Source organism: Shouchella rhizosphaerae (genome assembly GCF_900142675.1).
Lineage (GTDB): Bacteria > Bacillota > Bacilli > Bacillales > Bacillaceae_D > Shouchella > Shouchella rhizosphaerae.
In genome coordinates this window covers 532009-544673 of the sequence record NZ_FRBS01000003.1, presented here as the reverse complement: position 1 = coordinate 544673, position 12665 = coordinate 532009, and the positions used below count along the sequence as shown (strand labels likewise).

General features: G+C 41.7%; 11 protein-coding genes. 8 read left to right on the top strand and 3 right to left on the bottom strand.

Going from position 1 to position 12665, the window contains the following annotated elements; all coding sequences use genetic code 11:
- Positions 1–1592 (bottom strand): SH3 domain-containing protein (locus BUC05_RS11795; protein ID WP_244153299.1); only part of this gene is annotated, 1592 nt, incomplete at its 3' end.
- A gap of 148 nt (positions 1593–1740) precedes the next feature.
- Positions 1741–2829 (bottom strand): LCP family glycopolymer transferase, encoded by a 1089-nt coding sequence (locus BUC05_RS11790; protein ID WP_011247938.1) that lies wholly within the window; start codon positions 2827–2829, stop codon positions 1741–1743.
- A gap of 582 nt (positions 2830–3411) precedes the next feature.
- Between BUC05_RS11790 and BUC05_RS11785 the strand changes: the two genes are divergently transcribed.
- From BUC05_RS11785 to BUC05_RS11755, 7 genes are all read left to right on the top strand, one after another.
- Positions 3412–3864: an Lrp/AsnC family transcriptional regulator gene (locus tag BUC05_RS11785; protein WP_011247937.1), complete on the top strand. Its 453-nt coding sequence runs from the start codon at positions 3412–3414 to the stop codon at positions 3862–3864.
- Positions 3865–3899: 35 nt separating this feature from the next.
- Positions 3900–4931 (top strand): ABC transporter ATP-binding protein, encoded by a 1032-nt coding sequence (locus BUC05_RS11780; protein WP_011247936.1) that lies wholly within the window; start codon positions 3900–3902, stop codon positions 4929–4931.
- Positions 4912–5847 carry an ABC transporter ATP-binding protein gene (locus BUC05_RS11775; RefSeq protein WP_011247935.1) on the top strand — a complete coding sequence of 312 codons (936 nt, stop codon included), beginning with the start codon at positions 4912–4914 and terminating at the stop codon, positions 5845–5847. Before BUC05_RS11780 ends, BUC05_RS11775 begins: the two co-directional genes overlap by 20 nt.
- Positions 5848–5849: 2 nt before the next feature.
- Positions 5850–6815: an oligopeptide ABC transporter permease gene (gene opp4B, locus BUC05_RS11770; RefSeq protein ID WP_011247934.1), complete on the top strand. Its 966-nt coding sequence runs from the start codon at positions 5850–5852 to the stop codon at positions 6813–6815.
- 21 nt (positions 6816–6836) lie between these two features.
- Positions 6837–7733, top strand: a complete 897-nt coding sequence (locus tag BUC05_RS11765) for an ABC transporter permease (RefSeq protein WP_011247933.1) — start codon at positions 6837–6839, stop codon at positions 7731–7733.
- A gap of 18 nt (positions 7734–7751) precedes the next feature.
- The gene (gene opp4A / locus BUC05_RS11760) at positions 7752–9587 is read left to right on the top strand and encodes an oligopeptide ABC transporter substrate-binding protein (RefSeq protein ID WP_011247932.1); all 1836 of its coding nucleotides are present in this window, start codon (positions 7752–7754) and stop codon (positions 9585–9587) included.
- Between the two features lie 411 nt (positions 9588–9998).
- Positions 9999–10598 (top strand): pyroglutamyl-peptidase I, encoded by a 600-nt coding sequence (locus BUC05_RS11755; RefSeq protein WP_035202785.1) that lies wholly within the window; start codon positions 9999–10001, stop codon positions 10596–10598.
- Here the strand turns inward: BUC05_RS11755 and BUC05_RS11750 are convergent.
- Positions 10595–11230, bottom strand: a complete 636-nt coding sequence (locus BUC05_RS11750; protein WP_035202784.1) for a YigZ family protein — start codon at positions 11228–11230, stop codon at positions 10595–10597. The genes BUC05_RS11755 and BUC05_RS11750 overlap by 4 nt on opposite strands.
- Positions 11231–11490: 260 nt before the next feature.
- Here BUC05_RS11750 and BUC05_RS11745 point away from each other — a divergent pair, with 260 nt between their 5' ends.
- Positions 11491–12618: a sensor histidine kinase gene (locus BUC05_RS11745; RefSeq protein ID WP_011247929.1), complete on the top strand. Its 1128-nt coding sequence runs from the start codon at positions 11491–11493 to the stop codon at positions 12616–12618.
- Positions 12619–12665 lie beyond the last annotated feature (47 nt).

Here is a 12665-nt window from a genome sequence, read left to right as displayed (position 1 = left end):
CCTTTAGCAAGGGTAGTGATAATGCTATGGTTAGTGCCTGCCCCAGAACGCAAGTTAAGGCGCGCAGTGGTTGTGGCAGAACCGCTAGAAGGAGCGTTGTCCACATTGCCAGAGCCGTTGACATTTAAGTAATCAGCAGAAACCCATCCAGTACGGTTGCCCGCTTTAACTTGGTACCAACCACCTTGCTTTTTGAGCAATTCGACTTTTTGTCCTTTGGTAAGAGTAGTGATAATGCTATGGTTAGTGCCTGCCCCAGAACGCAAGTTAAGGCGTGCAGTAGTTGTGGCAGAGCCGAGGGAAGGAGATTCTTTGTCCACTCCATTGCTTGAAATTTTGACATAATCAGCTGATACCCAACCAGATTGGTGGCCAGCGCGGACGCGGTACCAGTTTCCTTCTTTTTTGAGTATTTCAAGCTTTTGTCCTAATGCAAGAGTTGTGAGAACGTTGCTAGACGTATTTGGTTGGCTGCGCAAATTAAGCCTTGCTGTTGTTTCACCGTAAGAAATCAGCTCTTGGTCAGAATCTTCGACGTTGTCTTCACTTGGCTTGTCAAGTTTCAAATAATCCCCAGAAACAAAACCAGTTGTATTGTCAACGGCGATTTGATACCAATTTCCTTGTTTTGCTAACAGCTCAACTTTTGTATCTTTATCCAAAGTTGTCACAATGGAGTGGCTTGTACCTGGACCAGTCCGCACATTTAAGCGGGCAGTCGTTGTCCCAAATGTCCCAGTTGGGAGTTGCTCCAATTTATCGTTTCCAGCGTCTCCTGTTGGCTGGTTTTTGTATACTGGAACGTCAAATGTCATTTCATAGTCGTCTACAAGGCTGTATAGGTTGGACATATGATGGGTTTGCTTGACAGCCCAGCCTACATCTGTTGCATATTGATATGTACCAGGGTTAGCTGGGTTCCAACGCATTTTATAAAGCGTATTTTGGCCGCGGGCAAAGTAGTTGCTAGAGACAAACCGTGCCCCACCAATGATGGCGTCTTCTGGTGTAAACCAGCCTTGGTTGTATGCATATTGGGCACCTGCACTGACTGCGTTCCCATCATAAGCACCAATGCCATACATGTTGTAGACCGTTTTGCCATTAACTTGCACGCCAGTAGCTAGCTGGGATTTGCCATTGCCCGTTTCTAATAGTGCGTGTGAAATTAAGTAGATTTCATTTACTCCGTAAAGCTTGCTTGCATTAATAAATGCCTGTCCTTGACCTTGTAAGATTCCCTTATCTGAAAGGAGTTGGCTGTTAATTGTTCCGGCGCTTAGTCCAGCACTGGAAGACAAATTGAGAAATTGCAGATAGGAAGAGGTTCCTTGTTTAAAGTTATTCGCGTTCATATAATAAGCCACGTCAGAGCGGCTTGCATTTTCCCATCTGCCATTTTTATCGGTCTGCGGTCGGGCGGAGAGGCCCATTTGCCGATCTACAACTGCATCAAACGACGAATTGTAATGGGTTTCTTTTACAGTAATGGAGCTTGCATAAGCAGATTGCAGTGGAAGCGCCGATGCGACTAAAGCAACAATAGACGCCGAACTGCCAGCAAGCATAAGTTTCTTTTGAATAGGGAACACCTCCAAAAAATTGCCTTCTATATTAGTATCGATTCACCTGTTTCATAAATTAATAGGTTCAACATATTTTCTCAAATTTTGTCGGATAATACAACGCCATGCAAAAAAAACGTCCATCTTCGGGAAAAAAGACGGACGTTTTTTACAGTTATTCGGTTGGGCTTGTTGTGCCAGATGGACTGTTTGTATCAGTTAACGATTCACTTTCGGGACTGGTCGGGTCTATAAAGTTAGCTGAACCCGGGTCCGTCAGTTCAAGGTGTTGTTTAAGAGTTTGCTGGATTTCGAGCAAGCTGTCTTCATGAATATCCTCATACCAGATGCTATTGCCATAAATATCAGGGCGACGAGTACCAGTAGTCTCTAATTGCATTGTTTCAATGCCGTTAAGAGACGAAGCATAACCATGGAGTGAGATAATATTTGGGAACGTTAAGTCCATTTGCAAGTTGTCACCAACGGCTTGAAAGATATCATCAAAGCGTGTGATGCTAGAAAAAGAAGCAGCTTTATCAATGATGGCTTCAACGACTTGTTGCTGGCGGATGCCACGGCCTTTATCGCCGCCGCCAGCTGCGGATTTTCGCTCACGTGCATAAGCGAGTGCTTGCTCGCCGTTTAAATGGGCTGGCCCTTTACGAAATTCAAAATTAACACCGCGGCTTTTTTCTTCAAAGTCAATGTCGTATGTGAGTTCAAGGTCAATGCCGCCTAAAGCATCGACAACATCTACAAGACCGTCAAAACGGATGAGTGCGTAATGGTCAATCGGTATATCTAGCAGTTCCTCAACGGTGTCAATCGCCATGTCAATACCACCAAATGCGTGGGCATGTGTGATTTTATCTTTAAAGCCGCCGCCTCGATAGCCGACAATTTCGACATAAGTGTCACGTGGAATGCTCGTTAGGATAATCGATCTCTCGCTTTTGTTAAAAGTTGCTACCATGACGGAGTCCGTTCGTTCGGCGCCATCGCCTTCACGGTAGTCACTTCCTAAAAGCAGCATCGAAAAATTGTCCTTACCAACATCCACTGGCTCAATCCGCCTCTCAGATTTATTGCCTCGGTCCAAGCCTTGGTAAGACCCGGCCGCTGTATCGCTTAAATGGTTAATAATATACCAAACGCCACTGCCTAATGCGAGCAAGGCGACAATGGCTGCAATTAAAGTTGTCTTTAAAATAAATTTTGTCCGTCTTTTTTTTCGGCGACGTTTTCTTGAATCTTCAACCATACGTCAATCCCTCATTTCAGTATAAGTAGGTTCCAATAAAGTGGGAACCATAGCATAAATCGACAAAGTGCGCATTTCAAAATCAAATTATATCATAATTTCGGATAAAAGATAGAGGATGAACCGTGAAAAATCGTGTTATATCTTCTTACAATGTTCTTTGAAAGGAAAGGACTTGCGTTCATAGTATAGAATGGTTGTCAGGATGAAAACAACCAATAAATAGAAAATAGGCATTAGAAGTTGGGAAAAATCGTTCAAATGGCGGATGAAGACTAGACAATTGTTTTAATATTCTAGTATAAATAGCACTGATAACAATGTAACAGTTAAACGAATTAATAAAGAGAGTTTAATCGCAATAAACAAACGGATTTTACACAATTATCCCGTTGTTTTTGATAATTTTACTGCTTATTTCACGAGAAAAGGTTTTTTTTGAAACTTATTATTGATTTCTGAAAATAATTCTTTTATACTAGTACTATAATTTTTACGAAATTAGTATCAGATTTCGCTTTTTTCTGCTAATTTCGTACCGCAGTTGGGCAAATCCAATTGGGAAAATAAGTGAGTGATGATATGGGAAAGCTAGATAAACTCGATTTCTTGATTCTAGAATATTTCCAACAAGATGGCAAGTGTACGTACAGCCAAATCGCCCGCAAGCTTGGTGTCAGCGAGGGGACAGTCCGAAAAAGGGCCACAAAAATGCGAAAAGACGGCGTATTTGATTTTATGATTCGCATTAATCCTGTAAAGGTCGGCTATTCCGTAAAAGCGTTTATCGGCATTCATTCGCAGTTGGGAAAACAACATGAAATAGGACAATGGCTAAAGACGTTTCCTCAAGTGATTTATATTGCATCTTATTCGGGCTATCATGATTTAATCCTGCAAGCGTATTTTGAAAATAATGAAGCGCTTGTCCATTTTGTCAATACAGAGCTCACGCCAGAAAACGGAATTGAAGGAATTGATGTCAGCATCCAACTAAAACAGTACAAAGATTCAATTTCTTATCTATTGTCGTAACTCAATCGAAAATGAAACACAGTGAGGTGAGCGATATGGCAGAAGACAAAAAGCTACTTAGAATTGAACATCTAACGACTTCTTTTCGAATAAACGATCAATATTATGCAGCTGTTGACAATGTTTCACTCGATGTCAACAAAAATGAAATTTTAGCCATTGTCGGCGAGTCGGGTTCAGGGAAAAGCGCTTTGGCGTTTTCGATTGTCGGTCTGCATGACAAGCTAAACACAAAAATTGAAGGCGAAATAAATTACAAGGACAATAATATAACTAATTTGCCTGAAAGAAAGCTTAATAAATTGAGAGGAAAAGAAATGGGGATGATTTTTCAAGACCCTTTAACAGCCTTAAACCCTCTCATGACTATCGGCAATCAAATTGATGAATCGTTAGAACTACATACAAAGTTAAATAAACCAAATCGAAGAAAAAAAGTTTTGGACCTTTTACAACAAGTGGGCATTCCTAATCCTGAAGTAACGTATAATCAATATCCACATGAGCTTTCAGGAGGAATGAGGCAAAGAGTCGTCATTGCTATAGCGATTTCATGCGATCCCGAATTTTTGATAGCAGATGAACCAACAACTGCGCTAGATGTCACCATACAATCACAAATATTAGACTTATTGAAGAAGTTAAAAAGCGAAACCAATAGTGGCATTATTTTGATTACACACGATTTAGGTGTTGTCGCAGAGATGGCAGATCGAGTGGCTGTTATGTATGCAGGTCAAATTGTAGAACTTGCGCCAGTGGTTGAACTATTTAAAAACCCGCTTCATCCTTATACACGTTCTTTATTGCAATCAAATCCTTCGGTAAACGAAGTGAAAACGAAACTGCATGTCATACAGGGGATTGTCCCTTCGCTAGATAAACTTCCTCGGCAAGGGTGCAGATTTAAGGATCGGATTCCTTGGCTCGCTGAGAGCGCCCATGATGAAGACCCAGTTCTTCAAGAAGTGAAGCCTGGACATTTTGTTCGGTGCTCTTGCTATAAACATTTCGAGTTTCCAAATAGCAGTGAGGAGGCAGCAAGAGATGGCGTTATTGGAAGTTAAGGATTTAAAAGTTCACTTTCCTGTGAAAGCGGGGATACTAAAACGGACTGTAGGCCATGTAAAAGCGGTAGATGGGATTTCGTTTGAACTTGAATCGGGAAAAACGTATGGGCTTGTTGGAGAATCGGGGTCAGGAAAAACAACGTCGGGGCGAGCTATCATCGGCTTAAATGATATTACTTCAGGAAAGGTCATTTTTAATGGGCACGATATTACATTAGGAAGAAAAGCAAAATTAGATTTCCGTAAAGATATTCAAATGATTTTTCAAGATCCATATTCTTCTCTGAACCCTAAAAAGCGAGTATTAGACATTATTGCAGAACCGTTGCGGAATTTTCGAAAAATGACAAAAGCTGAGGAGCAAAAAAACGTCGAAGAGTTGCTGGAAAAAGTGGGATTAAGTCGTGAAAGTATCGTTAAATATCCTCACGAGTTTTCTGGTGGCCAACGGCAGCGAATCGGGATAGCTAGAGCGATTGCGTTGAAGCCTAAATTAGTTATAGCGGACGAGCCTGTTTCGGCGTTAGATGTTTCGGTTCAAGCCCAAGTGTTGAATTTTATGGCTGATATCCAAAAAGAGTTAAATTTAACCTATTTGTTTATTAGCCATGATTTAGGAATTGTCCGCCATTTTTGTGACCGAATCGGAATTATGTATCGAGGGCGTTTTGTAGAGGAGGGTACGAGGGAGGATATTTTTGAAAACCCTCAACATATTTATACGAAACGTTTAATATCGGCAATACCGGACATTAATCCCGAAAATCGGAATAAAACGGCGGAAATGCGACAAAAAGTGAAAGAACAATACGAAAAAGGGACAACACACTTTTTTACAAAGGAAGGCAAAGTCTTTGATTTGCAAGCAATATCGAAAACCCATTTAGTCGCGCTTCCTGGGAAGGGTGAATAATTATGTGGAAATTTATTGTTCGAAGAATACTTGTCTCCATCCCGCAAATTTTTGTGCTAAGTATACTCGTCTTTATAATGGCTCAATTTATGCCAGGTGATGCGTTAACGGGGTTAATTAACGATCCGGATATTACACCAGAGGCGATGCAGGCTCAAAGGGAAAAGCTTGGTCTTGATAATCCTTGGTACATCCAATATAAAGATTGGATTGTAAATGCGGTGCAAGGAGACTTAGGAAAATCTTTTTCTCATAAAATACCAGTTACTGAATTAATTGATCAAAGAATGTGGAATACGATTTGGCTAGCATTTCTTTCTCTAGTATTCATCTATGCGATTGCGGTTCCGTTAGGCATTCTAAGCGGTCGATATAACGATACATTACTTGATAAAACCATTACTGGTTACACATATGTAGGTTTTGCAGCACCCACGTTTATTTTTGGTCTAGTAATGGTATTCTTCTTCGGCTTCAAGCTACAGTGGTTTCCGACTGGCGGAAGCGTGGCACCTGGATTGGAGCCAGGTACGTGGGAGTATGTGGTTAGTAAGTTCCAACACTTATTGTTACCGGCATTGTCTATTGCTTTAATTGGCACTGTTTCTACTGTTCAATACCTTCGGAGTGAGATTATTGATACGAAACAAAAAGACTTTATAAAACTAGCCCGATCTAAAGGGGTCTATGAGTCGAGAATATACAATAAACATATTTTCAGAAATTCATTGCTTCCAGTAGCCGCGTTAATTGGTTTTGAAGTTTCTAGCTTAGTAACAGGTTCCATTTTTATTGAAGCGATTTTTAACTACCCAGGGATAGGCCAACTCTTCTTTCAGTCGATCTTAATACGTGATTACAGTGTTGTAACCGCATTAGTCCTATTGTTCGGTGTCATCATGATCCTTGGTGCCCTGTTATCAGACATCATAATGAGCATAATTGATCCAAGAATCCGTATTAAGTGATGGATGAGAGGAGTTAAGCAAATGGAAAATACACCATTAGTAAGTACCCATCAAAAGAAAACGCCGTCTGGAATGCGTATTTTATGGAAAGAAATTGTTCGCGACAAAATCGCGCTCATTTCATTCTTTCTAGTTATGATTGTCGCTTTGGCTGTGTTTGGTATATCCCTTGTGCTTGATCAATCTGAAATTGTAAAAGTTGATTTATTTGCTATTTATGAACCACCATCTTCTCAATTTTGGTTAGGTACCGATTATGGGGGGCGCGATGTATTTGGTCAATTGATCATCGGTACGCGAAACTCGTTAGCGATCGGTATTTTAGTCACACTGATAAGCGGTGTCATTGGCATACTGAGTGGCCTAGTTGCTGGCTATTTTGGCGGGCAAACAGACAATGTGTTAATGCGCATTGTTGACTTTTTCATGGTGTTGCCTAACTTGATGATTATTATTGTCTTTGTTGCATTAGTGCCTTCATATAACGTGTGGAGTTTCTCTTTAATCATGTCTGCTTTCTTGTGGGTTTCAATTGCAAGGTTAATTCGGGCAAAAGCACTGCAAGAGTCTTCTCTTGATTATGTTCAGGCAGCTAAAACACTAGGTACCCCACATTGGAAAATTATGTTTGGCCACGTGCTTCCTAATTTAAGTTCTTTGATCATTGTCACTATGACATTAAACTTAGCTGCAAATATTGGCTTGGAATCTGGGCTTTCGTTTTTAGGATTTGGATTTCCCGAAAGTACACCAAGTTTAGGTACATTAGTTGCTTATGCGAGAAATCCGCAGGTACTTGAGTTAAGGCCATGGATCTGGGTACCGGCAGCAATACTAATTTTTGTGTTGATGCTGTGCATAAATAATGTCGGTCAAGCATTAAAACGCGCGACTGATGCCAAACAACGAAGAGGCTAAAAAAGGGAGGAAGAAAAAGTGAAAAAATATTTACGCTTTGGCAAGGTTCAGTCAGTGGCAATTGCTTCTCTGCTACTATTGGCTGCATGTGGTGGGGATGACACGAGTTCAGAAGGAGGCAATAATTCTTCAAGCAACAACGATGGCAATGGAAGTTCTGAACAAGCAGGCGATATCTTTTCAATTGAAGATTTTAATCATGAAATACGGGCAGATGGCGAAGAAATCATTGACGGGGGCACCCTGAATGTTGCTTTAGTGACAGACACGCCGTTTGAAGGAACGTTAAACAGAAACTTTTATCAAGGTGTGTTTGATGGAGACATTTTATATTGGACTGAAGAACCGCTATTAGACTATGACGAAGATTACCAATACACGCAAACAGGGGCGGCTACGTTTGAGATAGATGATGACGGCAGGACATTTACATTTACGATTCGCGATGAAGTGAATTGGTCAGACGGCGAACCTGTAAAAGCGGAAGACTGGGCATTTACGTTTGAAGTGCTCGGCCATCCAGACTATCCAGGGGTTCGATTCACAGAAGCTTCAAATGTGGAAGGTTTTGATGAATACCGCGCAGGCGAAGCCGATTCGATTTCTGGACTTGAAATCATTGACGATAAAACGTTAAAAATTACGTTCAAGGAAGCAAGCCCGTCTTTGTTAGCAAGCGGGATCTGGACATACGCGATGCCTAAGCATATCTTTGAAGACATTGAAGTGGCGGATATGGAATCTTCTCCAGCAGTCCGTGAAAATCCCGTTTTCTTTGGCCCATATGTTATTGATAGCATTACCCCTGGGGAAAATGTTGTGATGAAGAAAAACGAGAACTATTGGCGTGGTGAACCAAATGTCGATGAAGTTGTGCTCAAGACTGTAAACCCAAACGTGTTGAACCAAGCATTGCAAAATGGCGAAGTTGACATTGCGACATACCAAACAGACCAATACGCTGACAACTATGAATCATTAACAAACGTTGATTTTATTGGGAAAATAGACTTAGCTTATACGTATATTGGTTTCCAAATGGGTACATGGGATGAAGAAGAAAATAAAAACGTTATGGATCCTGACAAACAAGTGTCTGACGTCAACTTGCGTAAAGCCATGGCTCATGCCGTTGACAACAATGCAGTTGGCGAACGTTTTTACAATGGATTTAGATGGGCCGGTACGACATTGATACCGCCATCGCACCCAACTTTCCATAACGACGAGCTAGAAGGTTTTGCATACGACGTAGAGCTTGCAAACCAAATTTTAGATGACGCTGGTTATGAAGATGTTGATGGTGATGGACTCCGTGAAGATCCAAACGGGGAAAAGTTGCAATTAAACTTTGCGTCTATGAGCGGTGGCGATACAGCTGAACCACTTGCTCAGTACTATATTACCCAATGGAAAAACATTGGCATTGACGTCCAACTTTTAGACGGACGGTTACAAGAATTCAATACGTTCTATGACCGCTTAAAAGCATCCGACCAAGACATTGATGTTTATCAAGGTGCTTGGGGCGTAGGATCCGATGCCGATCCATATGGCCTTTGGGGTAGCACAGCCGCCTTTAACTATACTCGCTGGACCAATGAAGAGAGCGACCGCTTGTTAAAAGAAGGGACATCAGAAGCAGCGCTTGACATGGAATACCGCCAAGAAGTTTATAACGAATGGCAAGAACTAATGCTTGAAGAAGTCCCTGCGTTTCCGACGCTCTACCGTTCAGAATTGCATGCGGTGAACAAACGAGTCGTTAACTATTCTGAGCTTCCTGGATCTGAATTTTTCAATGACCGCTCACAAATCGGCTTAACAGCTGAAGAACCTGAAACAGCAAACTAGAGAAAAAAGTGTTTATAAAGCACTGAATGCAGTAGCCTGTTACTTGGCCCGGTCTATCGGGTAAGTAGCAGGCTTTTTAAATGTAAATGGAAAACAATTCTCTAAGAAAGTCAGTCAACTAGCATCTATATTAAGAGAAACTCGCATTCACTATGCCAACAGTTTTTTTGTTCTCTTAAAATGTAGAAAAGAGGATTTTCCCAACTTTTTAAACGTAGAAAAAGGTGGAATGGGTTTTCGAAACGAGCTATAGCGCCTATTCCTCAAGAGATTTCCCAACTGTCCTTAAGTAACTGCTCTGTTCACGGTTATGATATAATAATACAACTAATGTTAGACTAGTAGAAAACGCTTGCAAGAGTATTTGTCTACGGTCTGAATGAATGTTTATGTGTGATGGAGGACATAGCAATGAACACAATCCTTGTTTCTGGATTTGAAGCGTTTTTAACACATCAAAAAAATCCAACGGAAGCACTTGTACAAAAGTTGGATGGAACCGAGATGGACGGCACCTTAATAAAAGGGATTGTGCTGCCTGTTTCGTTTGCTCGAGCTGCGGAATTGTTGATTGAACACGCAACGGCGATCCGCCCTAATGCGATTGTTATGCTTGGGCTGGGCGCAGGTCGAAAACAGGTGACACCAGAGCGGATTGCTATTAATGTGATGGATGGACCGCCAGATAATGAAGGAGCTGTGATGACCGATCAACCGATCAAGCAAGATGGTCCTGCTGCTTACTTTTCGACGCTTCCTATTCGTAAAATAGTCAATGAATTAAATCGTCATGGATGTCCGGCAACCATTTCCAATACTGCCGGGACGTATGTATGCAATGATCTGATGTACCGCGTTTTGGACCATTTGCAGACGGCGGCTGTACCAGCAGGCTTTATCCATGTTCCTTATACGGATGACATGGTCGGGGTTGAGGAAGTATCGTTGCCGGGGGACACGGTAGAAAAGGGGATAGGCCAAGCGTTGCGTGTGGTAGCAAGTACGCTTTAGCCAACATCCTTTTCTAAATAAACGAGTTCACCTTCGGAAAATTTTGCCTGTCCGTTCGTCTGTTCCGTCATCCATTGCTGGAACGTCTCAGTTTCTGCTTCCTTGACGTATGTCCGGATGACAACGTTATCAAGGTAGTCGATTCCTTGCAACAAATAAGGCGATTGGCGGATTTCGTTTTCAATTTTCCCTAGCCAAGTGTAATCAATGGTTGTATGGACGAGGCGCATGAGCGTCCGTTCGACGATGCCAACTGCATTTAAGCCTTCACTAACGGCACCGCCATAGGCGCGGATCAGGCCGCCTGCGCCAAGCTTAATACCGCCAAAATACCTAGTCACAACGACCGCTGTGTCTTTAAGGTTCCGCTTTTTTAGTACTTCAAGCATAGGAACGCCAGCGGTGCCGCTTGGTTCTCCATCATCATTTGCTTTTTGGATTAAATTATGTTCGCCGATCAAGTAAGCCGAACAGTTATGCGTTGCCTGCCAATGCTGTTTTTTGATGCTTTCGATGAAAGCGATCGCTTTTTCTTCGGTTTCAGCCCGGCTAAAATGGGCAATAAAGCGTGATTTTTGGATAATGATTTCATGTTCTCCCCCTTGTTTGACTGTATAATAGTTTGGCAGCATAACGGTCCTCCATTAACAAGATGTTTATTTTCACAGTTTTACATATTCGCGAAACGACGGTGTAACACATGTCTGTTACTATAATCGGTATTCTCAGGTCCTATTAAAAAAGGAGGAGAGGTTTCGCTATGAATAGTCTTACGGTAGGACAAAAATCGTGTAAGATAAGGATAGCGGAAAGCGAATTAAAAATAAAGGCATTACACATGCTACAGTTTTTTGACTAGTTCCGTAAGTGATTGAAAAAGCGAGGAGTATTCATGACAGACGTAACGATGCTTGATCATATAATTACGCAAACGCTTGACTCAGTTGGGACGAGTCGCGAAAAAATCTTTGAAATCGGTGAACGCTCCCGCAATGAGTATGAATACTTGAAAAAGGAATTAGATCAAGTCAAAGTTAAATTAACACACGTTATTAATGATGTCGACGAAACCGTGTTAAAAACAAAACACGCACGAAACCGGTTAGCCAAAGTAAGCAAAGAATTCAATCGGTACACAAGTGAGGAAGTCCGTACAGCGTACGAACAAGCCAGCGATTTCCAAGTACAGCTGGCCGTGCTTCAACAAGAAGAGATCCAATTGCGGATTAGGCGGGATGATATTGATCGCCGCTTAAAAAATCTTCAGGATACGATCAATCGGGCTGAACAGCTTTCTGTACAGATGTCTGTGGTGTTTGACTTTTTATCAAGTGACCTAAAGCAAGTCGGCGAATACATTAAAGACGCCAATGAAAAGCAAGCGTTCGGTTTAAAAATTATCGAGGCACAGGAAGAAGAGCGTCGCCGTCTTTCCCGGGAAATCCATGACGGGCCAGCTCAAATGATGGCAAACGTTATGCTTCATTCAGAATTGATTGAACGGATTTACCAGGAACGGGGCATTGAGGAAGCACTCAAAGAAATTCGCGGGTTGCGCCGTATGGTTCGTTCTTCATTGGCAGAGGTAAGAAGAATCATTTATGATTTGCGTCCGATGGCGTTGGATGATTTAGGGCTAGTCCCTACATTGAGAAAGTATTTGGAGAATATTGAAGAGCGTCATGGCTTAAAAGTCACTTTTAAACACTTTGGCGTTGAAAAGCGGCTTGCCCAACAATTTGAAATTGCGTTATTTCGCCTTGTGCAGGAAGCGGTGCAAAATGCGACGAAGCATGCAGAACCGACTGAAATCATCGTGAAGATTGAATTGAAACCTAAAAACGTAACGCTTGTCATTAGAGATGACGGCAAAGGATTTGACCTTTCAGAAAGAAAGGAATCTTCGTTTGGGTTAATAGGCATGAAAGAAAGGGTTAACATGCTAAATGGCAAAATGACGATTCATTCCAAACCGCAAGAAGGAACAAATATTTTGATTCAACTTCCTGTTTCTACTTAATTAACGTCAATCCTTCCTATTTAATTACGATAGTTCTGCGCATAAAA